The 16,214-nt window shown below is 62.6% G+C and carries 14 protein-coding genes; 6 read left to right on the top strand and 8 right to left on the bottom strand.

All coding sequences use genetic code 11. The annotated features are described in order from the left end of the window. Positions 1 to 52: 52 nt before the first annotated feature. On the bottom strand, positions 53 to 2,398 hold the full coding sequence (locus ACF8FB_RS22400; RefSeq protein WP_392512031.1) for an FdhF/YdeP family oxidoreductase: 2,346 nt from the start codon (positions 2,396 to 2,398) through the stop codon (positions 53 to 55). Positions 2,399 to 2,403: 5 nt separating this feature from the next. Next, positions 2,404 to 3,234: a formate dehydrogenase accessory sulfurtransferase FdhD gene (gene fdhD, locus ACF8FB_RS22395; RefSeq protein ID WP_010951628.1), complete on the bottom strand. Its 831-nt coding sequence runs from the start codon at positions 3,232 to 3,234 to the stop codon at positions 2,404 to 2,406. Positions 3,235 to 3,409: 175 nt separating this feature from the next. On the opposite strand from fdhD, the gene lysM reads away from it, so the two are divergent. Continuing rightward, a complete protein-coding gene (lysM, locus tag ACF8FB_RS22390) occupies positions 3,410 to 3,850 on the top strand; it encodes a peptidoglycan-binding protein LysM (RefSeq protein WP_010951629.1) in 441 nt (146 codons plus the stop codon). Positions 3,851 to 3,900: 50 nt separating this feature from the next. Here the strand turns inward: lysM and yrfG are convergent, their stop codons facing one another. Next, positions 3,901 to 4,563, bottom strand: coding sequence for a GMP/IMP nucleotidase (yrfG, locus tag ACF8FB_RS22385; protein WP_010951630.1), 663 nt, complete (start codon positions 4,561 to 4,563; stop codon positions 3,901 to 3,903). A 64-nt stretch (positions 4,564 to 4,627) separates the two neighbouring features. Between yrfG and nudE the strand changes: the two genes are divergently transcribed. Both nudE and cysQ read left to right on the top strand, forming a co-directional pair. Continuing rightward, entirely contained in the window at positions 4,628 to 5,194 is a 567-nt protein-coding gene (nudE, locus tag ACF8FB_RS22380) for an ADP compounds hydrolase NudE (protein ID WP_003255794.1), read from the top strand. Beyond that, positions 5,191 to 6,009, top strand: coding sequence for a 3'(2'),5'-bisphosphate nucleotidase CysQ (cysQ, locus tag ACF8FB_RS22375; RefSeq protein WP_392512029.1), 819 nt, complete (start codon positions 5,191 to 5,193; stop codon positions 6,007 to 6,009). Before nudE ends, cysQ begins: the two co-directional genes overlap by 4 nt. Positions 6,010 to 6,169: 160 nt before the next feature. Here cysQ and ACF8FB_RS22370 read toward each other — a convergent pair whose 3' ends face one another. Genes ACF8FB_RS22370 through rfbC form a run of 4 tightly spaced genes read right to left on the bottom strand, consistent with a single transcriptional unit; the run spans position 6,170 to position 10,430 of the window. Continuing rightward, positions 6,170 to 6,625: a YiiD C-terminal domain-containing protein gene (locus tag ACF8FB_RS22370; RefSeq protein ID WP_392509619.1), complete on the bottom strand. Its 456-nt coding sequence runs from the start codon at positions 6,623 to 6,625 to the stop codon at positions 6,170 to 6,172. After that, positions 6,625 to 8,031, bottom strand: a complete 1,407-nt coding sequence (locus ACF8FB_RS22365; protein WP_010951633.1) for a sigma-54 dependent transcriptional regulator — start codon at positions 8,029 to 8,031, stop codon at positions 6,625 to 6,627. The genes ACF8FB_RS22370 and ACF8FB_RS22365 overlap by 1 nt, the downstream gene beginning before the upstream one ends. Next, positions 8,028 to 9,842, bottom strand: coding sequence for an ATP-binding protein (locus tag ACF8FB_RS22360; RefSeq protein WP_010951634.1), 1,815 nt, complete (start codon positions 9,840 to 9,842; stop codon positions 8,028 to 8,030). The genes ACF8FB_RS22365 and ACF8FB_RS22360 overlap by 4 nt, the downstream gene beginning before the upstream one ends. A 42-nt stretch (positions 9,843 to 9,884) precedes the next feature. Then, positions 9,885 to 10,430 carry a dTDP-4-dehydrorhamnose 3,5-epimerase gene (rfbC, locus tag ACF8FB_RS22355; RefSeq protein WP_104960607.1) on the bottom strand — a complete coding sequence of 182 codons (546 nt, stop codon included), beginning with the start codon at positions 10,428 to 10,430 and terminating at the stop codon, positions 9,885 to 9,887. A gap of 277 nt (positions 10,431 to 10,707) precedes the next feature. On the opposite strand from rfbC, the gene aguA reads away from it, so the two are divergent. Together aguA and ACF8FB_RS22345 are read left to right on the top strand one after the other, a co-directional pair. Continuing rightward, on the top strand, positions 10,708 to 11,814 hold the full coding sequence (aguA, locus tag ACF8FB_RS22350) for an agmatine deiminase (RefSeq protein WP_010951636.1): 1,107 nt from the start codon (positions 10,708 to 10,710) through the stop codon (positions 11,812 to 11,814). Positions 11,815 to 12,006: 192 nt separating this feature from the next. Continuing rightward, the gene (locus ACF8FB_RS22345; RefSeq protein WP_011953221.1) at positions 12,007 to 12,204 is read left to right on the top strand and encodes a hypothetical protein; all 198 of its coding nucleotides are present in this window, start codon (positions 12,007 to 12,009) and stop codon (positions 12,202 to 12,204) included. Between the two features lie 133 nt (positions 12,205 to 12,337). Here ACF8FB_RS22345 and ACF8FB_RS22340 read toward each other — a convergent pair whose 3' ends face one another. Next, the gene (locus ACF8FB_RS22340; RefSeq protein WP_392512026.1) at positions 12,338 to 14,407 is read right to left on the bottom strand and encodes a TonB-dependent receptor; all 2,070 of its coding nucleotides are present in this window, start codon (positions 14,405 to 14,407) and stop codon (positions 12,338 to 12,340) included. Positions 14,408 to 14,881: 474 nt separating this feature from the next. Between ACF8FB_RS22340 and ACF8FB_RS22335 the strand changes: the two genes are divergently transcribed. Next, a complete protein-coding gene (locus tag ACF8FB_RS22335) occupies positions 14,882 to 16,201 on the top strand; it encodes an OprD family porin (RefSeq protein ID WP_003255784.1) in 1,320 nt (439 codons plus the stop codon). Positions 16,202 to 16,214: the final 13 nt, after the last annotated feature.

Raw genomic sequence — 16,214 nt, 5'->3', positions numbered from 1 at the left:
AGTCCTTTATGACAAAGCCCTGAGCCGCCACGGAACAGGGCTTTTTTCATTTTTACAGGATGCGCCCGTCCTCGCGCGCACGCTCCAGCTTGATGGCAATAAACTTCGATGTTGGCGTATGGCTACCAACGCCAATGCTCTCCAGCGGCACCAGCGGGTTCACCTCCGGGTAATACGCCGCCGCCTGCCCGGCAGGTATGTCGAAGGCCAGCAGGGTAAAGCCTTGCACCCGGCGCACATGTTCATCCCCCCACAGCGAAACGATGTCGACCTTCTGCCCCGGCTTGAAGCCCAGGCGGATGATGTCGGCTTCGTTGGCGAACAGCACCTCGCGCTGCCCGCGCACACCGCGGTAGCGGTCGTCCAGGCCGTAGATAGTGGTGTTGTACTGATCGTGCGAGCGCATCGATTGCATGATCAGGTCTGGCAACTGGCCGCTGGCGCGTACGCGTTCGTCAAGCAGCGTGTCGGGCAGCAGGTTGGCCTTGAAGTTGGCGCGGCCGGTGCTGGTCGCCCATTCGCGGCTGGCCGCGCTGTTGCCCAGATAGAAGCCGCCCGGATTACGCAGGCGCTGGTTAAAGCCGCTGAAACCGGGAATGGTGTCGCCGATCAGGTCGCGGATGCGGTCGTAGTCGGCCACCAGCCAGTGCCAGTCCACCGGTTGTTTGCCCAGCGTGGCGGCAGCGATGCCGGCGATCACCGCAGGCTCCGAGCGCATTTGCGTCGACAGCGGCTTGAGCTGGCCGTTGGAGGCGTGGACCATGCTGAACGAGTCTTCCACCGTGACTGCCTGCGGCCCGTCGGCCTGCAGGTCGATGTCGGTGCGGCCCAGGCATGGCAGGATCAGTGCCTGCTTGCCATGGACCAGGTGGCTACGGTTGAGCTTGGTGCTGATGTGCACGGTCAGCTCGCAGTTGCGCAGCGCCTGGGCGGTACGCTCGGTGTCGGGTGTGGCTTGGGCGAAGTTGCCGCCCAAGCCGATGAAAACCTTGGCCCGGCCATCGAGCATCGCATGAATGGCTTCGACGGTGTTATGGCCATTGCGCCGCGGCACAGGGAAGCCAAAGCGCTTTTCGATGGCATCCAGCAGCGCCTCTGGCGGGCGCTCGTTGATGCCCATGGTGCGGTCACCCTGCACGTTGCTGTGGCCACGCACCGGGCACAGGCCGGCGCCGGGCACGCCGATGTTGCCACGCAGCATCTGCAGGTTGACGATTTCCTGAATGGTCGGCACCGAATGACGGTGTTGGGTGATGCCCATCGCCCAGCACATGATCACACGCTTGCCCTGGCAGTACATGCGCGCGGCCAGTTCGATATCGGCCAAGGTCAGGCCGGACTGTGCCTGGATGTGCGACCACGGCGTGGCGTCCACCACGGCCAGGTACTCATCGACGCCATGGCCATGTTCGGCGATAAAGGCGTGGTCGAACACGGCCGGTTCGCCGTTGGCCTGGGCTTCGCGTTCCCATTGCAGGACGAACTTGGCCATGCCGCGCAGCATCGCCATGTCGCCACCCAGGGCCGGGCGGAAGAAGGCGGTGTTGGTCGGGCGGTCACTGTTGGTCAGCATTTCCAGTGGGTTCTGGGGGTGCTGGAAGCGCTCCAGACCACGCTCCTTGAGCGGGTTGATGCACACCACCTGGGCGCCACGCTTTACCGCATCACGCAGTGGGTCGAGCATGCGCGGGTGATTGGTGCCGGGGTTCTGGCCCCAGACAAAAATGGCGTCGGCGTGCTCGAAGTCGTCGAAGGTGACTGTACCCTTGCCGACCCCGACGCTTTGCCCCAACGCCACGCCGCTGGCCTCATGGCACATGTTCGAGCAGTCAGGGAAGTTGTTGGTGCCGTAGGCGCGCACGAACAGTTGGTACAGGTACGCCGCTTCGTTGCTGGCACGTCCCGAGGTATAGAATTCGGCCTGGTCAGGGTTGGCCAGCTTGTTCAGTTCGCGGGCGATCAGGGCGAAGGCGGCATCCCAGCTGATCGGCAGGTAACGGTCGCTGGGTGCGTCGTAGACCATCGGTTCGGTCAGGCGCCCTTGGTACTCCAGCCAGTAGTCGCTCTGCTGCAGCAGCGAGGTGACGCTGTAACGGGCGAAGAAGGCTGCATCGACACGGCGCTTGGTAGCTTCCCAGTTCACCGCCTTGGCGCCGTTCTCGCAGAACTTGACCATGCCGCTTTCCGGGGAGTCCCCCCAGGCGCAGCCGGGGCAGTCGAAACCGCCGTTCTGGTTGGTCTTGAGCAGGGCGCGAATGTTCTTCAGCGCATTATCGCTGCCGACCCAGGCCTTGGCCACGCTACGCAGTGCGCCCCAACCGCCGGCGGGGCCGTGGTAGGGCTTGTAGCGAGGGGGGGAGGCTGGGGTGTCGTCCGGAAGTTGTTGGTACGAGGTCACGACTGTTACGACTCCGCCGCTGGGCTGTAGACCCGCGGTGCGCTGTGCTTGGGCAAGTGGATAAGGTTGAGGTTGTGCTTGCGCGCCCATTGCAGGGCAAGGCCGGTGGGCGCCGACAGGCTGACCAGGGTCTGGATGCCGGCACGCAGTACTTTCTGGATCAGCTCGAGGCTGCAGCGGCTGGTGACGATGGCCAGGCCACCCTGGGTGTCGATGCGTTGTCGCAGCAGGGCGCCGATCAGTTTGTCGAGGGCGTTGTGCCGGCCGATGTCTTCGCGGCCAAGCAGCAGTTCGCCTTGGCGGTCCATGAACAATGCTGCATGCACGGCACCGCAATGCTGGCCCAGTGGCTGGAAGGCGTCGATGCGCTCGCGCAGGCCGACCAGCCACTGGGCCGGGGGCAGGGGCGCACCCGGCAACACGGCCAGATCCGGCAGTGCCTGCTCCAGTGCCTCGACCCCACACAGGCCGCAACCACTGGTGCCGGCCAGTTGGCGGCGCTGGTTTTTCAGGTTCCAGAACGCCCGGCTGGAGATTTCCAGGTCGGCGTACAGTGCCGAGCCGCTGCCGGAGAGCTTGAGGTCGTAGATTTCTGCGGTGCCTTCGACAATGCCGCTGCCGACGCTGAAACCGACGGCGAAGTCTTCCAGATCGGTAGGGCTGACCAGCATCACTGCCTGGTTGAGGCCGTTATAGACAATGGCCAGGGCCACTTCCTCGGCCAGCGGGGTGCTGTCGCGTTTGGCGTCGCTGAGCTGGACGTAGTCGTAGGTGTTGCTGGCGGCGGGCATGGACAAGGGCGATGAGGCCGCGCAGACCGGAGGCTTGCTGTTCATCGGGGCGCTGAATACCGGCGGCTTTCTGATAGCACAAGCCTAGGCGCGTGGGCCGGCGGCGTCTAATCGCTAGGGTCTATGCCTTGATAGACCGCGTCGATTGGTCGCGCAGGGCGGAAGTGGTAAAGCTGACCTAGACTCCTGTGTCCAAGGTTTCGTCAACAAGGAGAGCGCAATGAGCCTGTTCAGTTTCGTGAAGGAAGCCGGCGAGAAGTTGATCGACCTGCTGACCCCTGGCAACGCCAATGCCGAGGAGCAGCTAAAGAAACACGTGGAAGCTGTTGGCCTGGGCAACCCCAACATCACCGCCACTGTAGAAGGAGACAAGATCATCCTCAAGGGTGAAGTGGCCAGCCAGGAAGAGAAGGAGAAGATCATCCTGGCGGCGGGCAACATCAGCGGCGTGGCCAGTGTCGAGGACCAGATCACCGTGACCGGACCGGTAGTCCAGGCGGCAAGGTTCGTCACAGTGAAATCGGGCGACACACTTTCAGCCATTGCCATGGTCGTGTATGGCAATGCCAATCAGTACAACAAGATTTTCGAGGCCAACAAGCCGATGCTCAAGCACCCGGACAAGATCTATCCGGGGCAGGTGCTGCGTATTCCTGACTGATCGCTGAAGTCTGTACAGGCCTCTTCGCGGGCGCGCCCGCGAATGGGGCCTTACAGGCCTACCAGTAACTCCCGGTAATCCTCGACCGCCGCAAACTCTTCAGTATCCCGCGGCCCTGCTTTGCTATCCGGCTGGCGCACCGCCAGCAAGTGCCCCACACCAAACCGCCGTGCACTGCGCAGAATCGCCAGCGTGTCATCGATGAACAGGCTGCGTTCCGGTTCGAAGCCGATATCCGCCTGCAGGGCATCCCAAAACTGCGGGCTTTCCTTCGCGTAGCCATAGTCGTGCGAGCTGATCAGCCGCTCGAAGTATGGTGCCAGCTCCACCCGCTCCAGCTTCAGAGACAGCGAGTCACGGTGGGCATTGGTGATCATCACGACACGCTTGCCAGCCTGGCGAATCGCCGCCAGGAAGGTATCGGCATCCGGGCGCAGGGCAATCAGGTCGGCAATTTCCCGCTTCAGCTCGCGAATGGGCAGGCGTAGCTCGCGGCTCCAGAAGTCCAGGCAGTACCAGTTCAATGTGCCGGCATTGCGTTCGAACAGCGGTTGCAGCTCCATTTCGGCCATGGCCCGGCTTACACCGTGCAGCTCGGCATAGCGCTGGGGCAGGTGGTCCAGCCAGAAGCGGTTGTCGTAATGCAGGTCGAGCAGGGTGCCATCCATGTCCAGCAGGACGGTATCGATGGCAGACCAGGGAAGAACAGGCATGGGAAACTCTCGATCAGTCGGCAAGCCACGGTATAGTAACCCGTTCACGCCAAGGAGCCGCCCCATGCGCCAGAAACCCACCGTACTCAGCCGCGAAATTGTCGCCAGTAGCCGCCTGTTCCGCGTCGAAGCCGTACAGCTGCGCTTCAGCAATGGTGCCGAGCGCACCTATGAGCGCCTGGTGGGCCGGGGTAACGGCTACGGCGCGGTGATGATCGTGGCCATGCTCGATGCCGAGCACGCCGTGCTGGTGGAGGAATACTGCGGTGGCACCGATGAATACGAGCTGTCGTTGCCCAAGGGCCTGATCGAGCCGGGCGAAGACGTGCTGGCGGCAGCCGACCGGGAGCTCAAGGAAGAAGCCGGTTTTGGCGCACGCCAGCTGGAGCACCTGACGGAACTGTCGTTGTCGCCGGGCTACATGAGCCAGAAGATTCAGGTGGTGCTGGCCAGCGACCTGTACGAAGAGCGCCTGGAAGGCGACGAGCCTGAGCCGATGCGGGTCGACAAGGTCAACCTGCGTGAGTTGTCGGCCTTGGCCATGCATCCGCAGTTCACCGAGGGCCGCGCCCTGGCGGCTCTGTACCTGGCCCGTGACCTGCTGATTCAGCGGGGGTTGCTGGAGCTATGAACGACCTGCAACTGATGCACGAAGTGGTCAAGCTGGCGCTGACGGCAGGCGAGGCGATCCTGCCATTCTGGCGCGCCGATGTCGCGGTAACCAACAAGGCCGACGATTCGCCGGTTACCGCCGCCGACCTAGCCGCGCACCGGGTAATCGCCGATGGTCTGCTGGCGCTGGCGCCGCAGATTCCGGTGCTGTCCGAAGAGGACTGCAATATTGCGCTGGCCGAGCGGCAAAACTGGAGCCGCTGGTGGCTGGTCGATCCGCTGGATGGCACCAAGGAATTCATTGCCGGCAGTGAAGAGTTCACGGTCAACATCGCCCTGATCGAGAACGGCGAGGTGGTGTTTGGCGTGGTGTCGATGCCCACCAATGGGCGCTGCTATTTTGGTGGACGCGGCATGGGGGCCTGGCGTGCAGATGCCGGTGAGGCAGCCCAGCTGATCCAAGTACGCAACGCACCCGCGCAGGGCGAGCGTTTTACCGTGGTGGCCAGCCGTCGGCATTCCAGCCCGGAGCAGGAAGCGCTGTTGGCCGGCCTTGGGGCTGCGGTGGGCGAGCTGGAGCTGGCCAATATCGGCAGCTCGTTGAAGTTCTGCCTGTTGGCCGAGGGCAGCGCCGATTGTTATCCGCGCCTGGCGCCGACTTCGCAGTGGGACACTGCTGCGGCGCAGGGTGTGGTGGAGGGGGCCGGTGGCGAAGTGATCGGGCTGGATGGCTTGCCGTTCCGGTATCCGCCGCGCGAGTCGCTGCTCAATCCGCATTTCCTGGCATTGCCTGCCAATGCTGCATGGCGCCAGGCCTTCCTGAACCTGATTTGACGGAGTCTCACCCTACCCTGTGGGAGCGGGCGAGCCCGCGAAGCAGGCACCGCGGTGCGGGGCACCGGCTTCGCCGGTGTTCGCGGGCCTGCCCGCTCCCACAGGTTTTGCGCCAGCCTTTGGGTTTTGTGCAGCGCAGTTGCTTTCAGCGGCTGCTGGGCTAGCGGTGCAGAACGTACTGGCCGCTGAACCTCACCGCCGGCTCGTCACTGCCGTCATTGCTCACCGTGGTCTCCAACGTCAACCGTGCCCGCCCACGCCGCTGGTACAGGGTCAGGAACCGCTCCCAGGTTTTCTCGTCTGGCGCGGAACAACGCGCCACCGCCGTGCCGGTCACTGGCAACGGGTAGCTGATCTGCCCTTCCTGGATGACGATATGCCCGTCATCGATCCCCAGTTCACGCAGGCGCAGGTGCAGCCAGCCCCAACCCACCAGCACTGCTGCGCAGTACAGGCTGCCGCCGAACATGGTGCTTTTGTGGTTGACGTTGGCCGCCAGCGGCAGTTGCAGGCGCAGGGTGTGCTGCTGCCAATCGATCACTTCCAGGCCCATTTCGCGGGTCAGGGGGATGTCGCTGTGCAGTACAGACTGCAGGTACTGGCTATCGGTGCTCATTAACGGTTGTCCTCTTGATCGTCATGCCCGCCGCTGCCGCCGTCGAAGTTCAAGCCATGCTTGCGCAGCTTGTCATGCAGGGTTTTGCGGGGGATACCCAGTGCTTCGGCCAGGCTCCGCATGGAGCCGTGTGGCTGGGCCAGTTCGGCGGCGATCAGCGAACGTTCGAATTGCTCGACCTGTTCGCTGAGGTTGCCGCTGAGCATGGGCGCTGCCGGGGCTGCTGCCGAGGGTGCCTGGCCATCCAGTGCCAGCTCCAGGCCAAGGGCGAAACGCTCGGCGGCGTTCTGTAGCTCGCGGACGTTGCCTGGCCAGTCATGACGCAGCAGCAGGGCGCGTTGCGCGGGTTGCAGCGCATGCGGCGACAGGCCATGACGTTGGCTGGCAGCATCGGCGAAATGCTGGAACAACACCAATATGTCGTCGCCGCGTTCACGCAGTGGCGGAATACGCAGCGGCGCCACGTTCAGGCGGTAATACAGGTCTGCGCGGAAACGCCCTTGGTCGGCAGACTGACGCAGGTCTTCCTTGGTCGCGGCTATGATGCGGATGTCCAGCGGGATCAACTGGTTGCCGCCCAGGCGTTCGACCACTCGCTCCTGCAGCATGCGCAGCAACTTCACCTGTACATCCAGGCTCATGCTCTCGATTTCGTCGAGGAACAGCGTGCCGCCGTTGGCAAATTCGAACTTGCCGATACGGCGTTTCTGCGCGCCGGTGAACGCACCGGGCTCGTGGCCGAACAGTTCGCTTTCGACCACCGATTCGGCCAGCGCGCCGGCGTTGATCGCCACGAACGGCCCTTCGCTGCGGCTGGACAGGTCGTGCAGCGCGCGGGCCACCACCTCTTTGCCGGCGCCGGTTTCGCCCAGAATCAACACGTCGGCGCGGGTGCCGGCCAAAGCGCCGATCTGCTCGCGCAGGCGCAGCATGGCCGGTGAATGGCCGACCAGGCGGGTTGCCAGTTGCTGGCGGTCGCTCAGTGCCAGACGCAGGCTACGGTTGTCCAGCACCAGCCGGCGCAAAGCCAGGGCGCGGCGCACGCTGTCGAGCAGGGCGTCTGTGGCAAAGGGTTTTTCCAGGAAGTCATAAGCCCCGGCGCGCATCGCCTGCACCGCCAGCGGCACATCGCCATGGCCGGTAATCAGCAGCACCGGCAGTTCGCTGTCGCGGCCGTGCAGTTGTTCCAGCAACTGCAGGCCATCGATGCCCGGCATGCGGATGTCGCTGACCACCACGCCGGGCCAGTCGGCCTCGATACGCTCGGCCAGGCCTTGGGCTTCGGCCAGCGCGACTACCTTGAGCCCGGCCAGGTCCAGGGTCTGGCTCAAGGCTTGGCGCAGGTGGGGGTCATCGTCCACCAGGATGACCTGGGCTCGGCTGTCGATCAGTGTCTCGGTGGTCATGCCGAGGGGTCCTCCGAATTGGGCAAAGTAGCGCCAGATGCGGCCACCCGCAGCTGGAGAGTCAGCATTGCGCCACCTTCCGGGTGGTTGGCCAGCAGCAGTTCACCGCCCAGGGCGCGCATCAGGCTTTCACAGATGGCCAGCCCCAGGCCCAGGCCCTGGGTGCGGGTCTTGGTGGTGAAGAACGGCTCCTTGGCGTGCTCCAGGGCCTGGCGGCTGAAACCGGGGCCGTTGTCACGGATGTACAGGTAGACGCAGTCATCACGCTGCTCGGCACTTAGCCACAGGCGGCGCGGGTTGGCTTTTTCGGTCAGGGCGTCGAGGGCATTGGCCAGCAGGTTGCCTAGCACTTGGCGCAGGCGGGTTTCGCCGGCCTGAACCCACAAGGTGGCTTCCGGCAGGTCGCGGATCAGCTCTACGGCCATCGCCCGGCGGCGCTTGGCCAGCAGCGCCAGGGCATCGTCCAGAGCCGGCTGCAGGGCCACGCTCTCCGGGGCATGACGGTCACGACGGGCGAAGGCACGCAGGTGGGCAATGATCGAGGCCATGCGCCCGGTCAGCTCGCCGATCAGCTTGAGGTTGCCGCGGGCGTCTTCGGTACGTTGGTGGTCGAGCAGGATCTCGGCGTTTTCTGCGTAGCTGCGGATGGCGGCCAGGGGCTGGTTCAACTCATGGCTGATACTGGCCGACATGGTGCCGAGCACCGACAGCTTGCCGGCCTGCACCAGTTCGTCCTGTGCGCGCACTGCCTCCTGCTGAGCGTTTTCGCGCTCCAGCACGGCATTTTTCAGGCGGGTGTTCAGGCCTTCAAGGTCGGCGGTACGTTCGGCCACGCGCTTTTCCAGTTCCTGGCGGCCACGGGCTTCGAAGTCGATGCGGTCGATGTAATGGCGCCGCCGTTGCATCACCAGGCCTGCCAGCAACATCAGTACCAGCAGCGTACCGGCACCGATGGCCATTACCGTCTGCACCGAGCGATCAACCAGCGTGCGCGGGGCGAGGATGCTGACTTGCCAACCAGTTTCCTTGATGTCGCGGGTCTGGGTGATCCAGGCCTGCGGGTTGAGAACCAGCGGCTGTGGGGCCTGGGTCGGATAGGGCTGGATGGCGATGATGGCCTGGCGCTCGGCGTCGGTCAGCGTGCGGGTAGCACGGAAGCGCCAGTCGGGCCGCGAAGTCAGGATGACCACGCCATTGTGATCGGTCAGCAACAGCTGCTCGGGCGTACGGCCCCACAGGGTTTCGGTGTGGTCGAGATCGACTTTGACCACCAGCACGCCGACGATCCGCTCGCGGTCGCGCACGGCCGCGGCAAAGAAGTAGCCGCGCTTGGCCGAGGTGGTGCCCTGGCCGAAGAAGCGGCCAAGGTGGCCGGCCATGGCTTCGTTGAAGTAAGGGCGGAAGGCGAAGTTTCGGCCGACGAAGCTGTCGTGCTTGTCCCAGTTCGAGGCGGCCAAGGTGTTGCCGCTGACGTCCATCAGGTACATCACCTCGGCACCGGTCTTCTGCACGATGTCCTTGAGCAGGCGGTTGGCGTTGGTCACCGCTTCCAGGCGGAAAGGGTCGGCCAGCACGCCACGCAGCGCTGGCAAGTCGCCGAGAATTTGCGGCAAGGTCTCGTAACGGTGCAGGGTGCCGAGCAGGTTGGCGACATACAGGTCGAGGGTCTGGCGGTTCTGCGAGGCCAGTTCTTCCTGGTAATAGCGTTCGGCCAAGTGATGCAGGGGCCATAGTAATGGGGCCAAGATCAGCGCCAGCAGGGCCAGGCTGCGCCAGCGGGGACGGCGTGGGGGCGTGGGCTTTGCAATCATCAGGTAAATGCGCCAGAAAAGTCTGACGCAATTATGCGCTAGTTAAGGCAGCACTTCCGCCTCTGCCAATGGCAGGCCCACCTTGTCCTTGTCCGATAACAGCGGTGGCTGCTGCAGCCCCCAGTCGATGGCCAGTTGCGGGTCGTCCCAGCGGATACAGCGGTCGGCGCCAGGGTTGTAGTAGTCGGTGGTCTTGTAGAGGAACTCTGCCGATTCACTCATCACCGCAAAACCGTGGGCGAAGCCAGGCGGAATCCACAGCTGGCGATGGTTGTCGGCTGACAGGTGCACCGCGACCCATTTACCGAATGTTGGCGAGCTTTTGCGCACGTCCACGGCGATATCGCGGATTTCCCCGTGCACCACGCGCACCAGCTTGCCCTGGGTGTTTGCCACCTGGTAGTGCAGCCCACGGAGCACGCCCTTGATGGAGCGCGAGTGGTTGTCCTGGACGAACGCCACGTTCACGCCGGTTTGCTCTGAGAACTCACGGGCGTTGAAGGCCTCGAAGAAAAAACCACGGCTGTCAGCGAACACCTTCGGCTCGATGATCAGTACTTCAGGGATTGCTGTAGGGATGATGTTCATAGCGGCTCGCTGGCCCGTCGTTCAAGTATTGACCCTAGTCGGCCTTGCCGGAAATTTCCGCGCGTAGCTGTAACAGGATGCATAAGGTGTGGCTATGGTAGACAGCAGGCCGTTCCTTTCACCAGACCAGCGCTGACAGGTGTCGATTGTTATCGATTTAAATTCGCCGAATGGCGCGCTATTCTTCGATTTTCAGGCTTCAAATATCGATATATATCGGTTATAAATTGACAAACGCCCCAGCATACCCGGCTCAGGGCCATCACAGAGGTCACCCATGAAAACCCTCAACTCCACGCCCCGTGCCGATGGTTTCCACATGCCCGCCGAGTGGGCCCCGCAAACTCAGGTATGGATGGTCTGGCCGGAGCGCCCGGACAACTGGCGCCTGGGCGGCAAGCCGGCGCAGGCTGCCCACGTAACCCTGGCCAAGGCCATTGCCCGTTTCGAACCTGTAACCGTCGCGGTCTCCGCCGGCCAGTACGAGAACGCCCGGCGCCAACTCGACCAGCCGAACATTCGTGTGGTTGAAATCAGCAACGACGATGCCTGGGTGCGTGATACCGGCCCTACCTTCGTCATCAACGACCATGGCGAAGTGCGCGGTGTAGATTGGGGCTTCAATGCCTGGGGCGGCTTCGATGGCGGCCTGTACGCACCCTGGAACCGCGACGAGGAACTGGCCGCCAAGGTGCTGGAAATGGAGCGCTGCCAGCGCTACCAGACCGAAGGCTTTGTGCTTGAAGGTGGTTCGATCCACGTAGACGGTGAAGGCACCGTGATCACCACTGAGGAATGCCTGCTCAACCGCAACCGCAACCCGCACCTGAGCCGCGAGCAGATCGAAGCGGTGCTGCGAGATCACTTGGCGGTCGACACCGTGGTATGGCTGCCCGATGGCCTGTACAACGACGAAACTGACGGTCACGTCGACAACTTCTGCTGTTACGTGCGCCCGGGTGAAGTGTTACTGGCCTGGACCGATGATTCCAACGACCCCAACTATGCGCGCTGCCACGCGGCCATGGATGTGCTGAAGAACACCCGCGACGCCAAGGGCCGCGAGTTCATCGTGCACAAGATGCCGATCCCGGGCCCGCTGTTTGCCACTGCCGAAGAGTGCGCCGGTGTCGACCAGGTCGCCGGCAGCCAGGAGCGTGACCCGTCGGTGCGCCTGGCGGGTTCGTACGTGAACTTCCTGATCGTCAACGGTGGCATCATTGCCCCAAGCTTCGACGACCCGGCAGATGCTGAAGCCAGAGCGATCCTGGCAAGGATCTTCCCCGACCATGAGGTGGTGATGATCCCGGGCCGCGAGCTGCTCTTGGGTGGCGGCAACATTCACTGCCTGACCCAACAGCAGCCGGCGCCGGTCAAGCGCTGAGCCCGTAATGAATGAGAGGCCCGTCATGTGACGGGCCTCTTTTTTGCGCGGGCGACGCCCGGAGGCCGAGCTGGCATACGTTTTGTATTGTTTTTCAAGCAGATAGCGAGATGGCACGGTCAGGCCGCGCCTCTGATCTGTAACAATACCTACGTAAATTAGCCGCTCACGGGCCAGGGAGTACGTGTGGACATGAACGCAGCAAGTGAGTCGGCTTTGCGCCCATCGGCAGTTGATCGCCAATCGCTCAGGCTTTTGGCGAAGCGGTTGAAACACCATGGAAGCATCAGGGTCAGGACGACCGACCCACGACGTCTGCTTGCCGGGCGATACCCCCAAGGGTTGATCAGCGAAGCAGAGATGCAGGCGCTGATGGCGGTGTGGCACTGATCGGATCGGTATTACTTGTACCGGCCTCTTCGCGGGCATGCCCGCTCCCACAGAGTCACCACATGGCTCGAAACCTGTGAAACACCTGTGGGAGCGGGCGCGCCCGCGAAGAGGCCAGTACAGTCAACAACGATCAGAAACTGTAGCTACCCGTCACCACAAGGCTACGCGGATCGCCCGCCTGGATCTGCGCCGCACTGGTCGCCGAGCTGTAGTAGGTCTTGTCAGCAATGTTGCTCAATGCCGCCCGCACATCCCAGTCATGGGTCCGATACCCCGCCAGTGCATCCCAACGGCCATACCCTGGTAATACCGTGGTGTTCTGGTTGTCCGCATAACGCTCGCCCACCAGTGTCAGCCCGGTTTCGGCGTACCACCCCAATTCTGGCTTCCAGGTCACGAACAGGCTGCCATTGCGCTTGGCCACGTCATTGATGCGGTTGCCTTCCTGGCCGTTATTGTCCTTGACGATGATCGCATCCTGCAGGCCAATGCCGCCGCGTACATACCAGTTGCCGACGATGTTGCCGGTGGCAGTCAGCTCGATGCCGCGTGAACGCTGCATGCCGCTGAGCAAGATGATGTTCGGGTCGTTTGGGTCGCGGGTGCGGCGGTTGTAAAGTTCCAGCTCGTAGATGGCCAGGGTGGTGGTCAGGCGCTGATCCAACCAGTCGCTCTTTACGCCTATTTCTTTCTGCCGGGTCTCTTCCGGGTCGGTTTTATTGGTGTTGCCCTGTGCCCCTGGGGTGATGCCGATCAAGCCGCCACCCACCGGTGAGAAAGTCTTGCTCCACGAGGCGTAGAACGAATGGTCGCGCCATGGCGTGTAGACCACGCCCAGGCGTGGGCTGGTGCTGTTGCTGTCCTGCGGTTCGCGCAAGCCATCCTTGTTGGTGGTTTCCACTTCGAACTGGTCAAAGCGTACGCCGGCGAGAACCTGCCACTGATCGTTCAGGCGAATCTGGTCCTGCAGATAGACCCCGCGGCTGTCGACCACGGTGTGGTTGTAGCTCGATACCGCCAACGTACCATTGTGTGGCTGGCTGGGTTTGCCCAGGCCTGGCAGGCTCTGGCTGCCGGCGCTGTATAGCAGCGGATCGCGCCGCTGGTTGCCGAACTCCAGGCCCAGCAGCAGCTTGTGTTCAAGGCCCAAGGTGTCGAAGTCGCCCTCGGCCTCCAGGTTGTTGAACAGGTTGCGGGTGTTCAGGTCCTGCTGCCAGCGTTGGCGGGTCAAGGTATTGGTGCCGGCGTTGTAGCCCGTGACATAGGTGTTGTCGAACTCGCTGTCGAGTTTGAACAGGCCCAGGGTGTGGCGCAGCTGCCAGGTTTCGTTCAGCTGGTAGTTCAGACGCGAGCGCAGCGACTGGGCGCGGTCGTCAATGTAGTCGCGATGGTCGCCGTAGGTGGCGCTGCGGCTGACGTCTGCCGGGCGGCCGTTGACACTCGGGATGCCGCGGTCTGGTGTGCGGTTGTAGCGGCTGTATTCATACTGCACCAGCCAGTTCAGGTCGGGGGTGATCTGCCAGCTGATCGACGGGGCGAACAGTTGGCGGCTGCCGTCGATACCCTCGCGAAAGCTGTTGTTGTCCTGGTTGCCCATGTTCAGGCGCAGGCTGACCGTGTCGCTGGGGTCGGCGCTGAGGTCGGCATACAGGCTGCGCAGGTCTTCGCTGCCGGCCTGCGCTTCGATGGTCGAGCGGCGACCCGGCTCCGGTGCCTTGCTGACCCTGTTGACGATGCCGCCCTGGCTGCCACGGCCATACAGTACCGCTGCAGGCCCCTTCAGCACTTCGACCCGCTCGATGTTGTGCAGGTCGCGGATGTACTGGCTGTCGTCGCGGATACCGTCCAGGTAGAAGTCGTTGCTGGCCTCGAAGCCGCGGATGCGTACGCTGTCAAAACGGGTGTCGGCGCCGCTGCTGACGTTGGGGATACCCTCCAGCGCCTTGCCCAGCGTGTTGCTGCCGTAATCCAGCACATTGGAGGTTTTCACCGTATCGATGGCCTGCGGCACATAACGCACGGGCGTCGAGGTGCGGGTTGCGGTGCTCACCTCCTTGACCCGCGGGTTGTCCTTCTCGCGTTCGCTGTCGGCGGTAACCGACGACTCCGGCAGTGTGGTGGTGGCGGCACTGGCCAGGCTGGCGCTGAAAAGCAGCGACAGGCCAAGCGTCAGGGGTGAAAGACGGCAGGGTACAAGCATGGGCACATTCAAACCGGACAGTTGAAAATTAGGTGCGAATGGTAATGCTTGCTATTTACTCCTGCTTGGGTATTTGTAAAGGCTTGTCTTTACATATGTGTCCGTTTGTAACAGCCTCTGCGGCCACGCTCTGCCTGCTCCCAGGAAATTGTCCGTTCGATCAAATGGCAATTTCCTACACAACATAAATTGCCCGCTGATAGCGCAAACCTGCATGGAAATGCACCAGACAGGCCGGTAATTTCGGTTATATCAACCTGCATTTCACGACTTTTTGACATTTGTAATCGCACACGGCTAGGATTCGGCCAACGCCTGCTGGCCATGGTATTGGCCAAGCTGCTGCCAAGGGCCGCCGTGAAATTACCGGTCGGCCCACCCGGCTGGATCCGCATAGCGTCGAACCTACGAAGGGGCGTTGGTTCCTGGCGTCATATTGCAGCGCGTTTTTGATTAAGAAATAAGGAAAACAACATGTTGAAAACCAGGATCAGCCTGGTCGCCCTGGCGATGATCGCCGCGACCCAGGCTCAGGCCAATGACCAGGCTGACAGCAAGGGCTTCATCGAGGACAGTCACGCCAACGTCCTTCTGCGCAACGCCTACATCAACCGTGACAAGAAGCATGGCACCGACGACCAGATCGAATGGGGCCAGGCGTTCATCGCCAACTTCTCCTCCGGTTTCACCCAAGGCACCGTTGGCGTCGGTGTAGACGCATTCGGCCTGTACGCCGTGCGCCTGGATGGCGGCAAAGGCCACAACGGTGGTGGCGGCGTCGACTTCTTCAAGCCGCACGAAACCACCAATGCCGAAGGCAACGCCAGCTCGCCGCACAACCTGGCGCGTGGTGGTGCTGCTGTGAAATTCCGCATTTCCAACACCGTGCTGAAGTACGGTGACCAGATGCCAGCACTGCCAGTGCTGCAGTACGACGATGCACGTCTGCTGCCAGAAAGCTTCACCGGCACCCTGATCACCTCCAAAGAGATCCAGGGCCTGGAACTGAACGCCGGCCGCTTCACCCAGGAAGCGCGCAAGAGCGCCGAGCGCCGTGATGGTGGTGGCCTGAAGTCGATCAACGTCTTAGGTGGCAGCTACAAGTTCACCGACAACTTCACCGCTTCGCTGTACACCGCCGACAACGAAGATGTGATGAAGAAGCACTACCTGGGCTTGAACTACGTCTTCCCGATCGCCAGCGACCAGTCCCTGACCCTGGACTTCAACGGCTACAAGTCGGACATCAACAACAAGTACGTAAAAGCCGCAGGCCTGAACGGCGACTCCAACACCATCTGGAGTCTTGCAGCCACCTACGCGTACGGTGCGCACTCGTTCACCCTCGCTCACCAGCGCAGCACTGGCAGCACGGGCTACAACTACGGCTTCTACCAGAACGCCGGCGGCGTGGGTGACGGTGGTTCCACCATCTACCTGGCCAACTCGTACTGGTCCGACTTCAACGCCGAAGACGAGCGCTCCTGGCAACTGGGCTACGGCCTGGACTTCGGTGCCTACGGCATTCCGGGCCTGACCTACAAGCTGGCTTACGTGGTGGGTGACAACATCAACACCCGCAACGTCGCCAACCCGCAAGGCTTCGGCGAAGGTAAAGAGCGCGAGATCTTCAACCAGATCCGTTACGTGGTGCAGGACGGCCCGGCCAAGGACCTGTCGATCAAGCTGCGTAGCTCGTTCTTGCGTACCAACAACGCCGTGCAGCAGAACGGTTACAACGACGACGGCAACGAAGTCCGCGTATTCGTCGAGTACCCGATCAGCATCTTCTGATTCTGATCTGATG

Source organism: Pseudomonas sp. yb_2, from assembly GCF_043103905.1.
GTDB classification, from domain to species: Bacteria; Pseudomonadota; Gammaproteobacteria; order Pseudomonadales; family Pseudomonadaceae; genus Aquipseudomonas; species Aquipseudomonas alloputida.
This window is presented reverse-complemented; position numbering and strand designations above follow the sequence as displayed.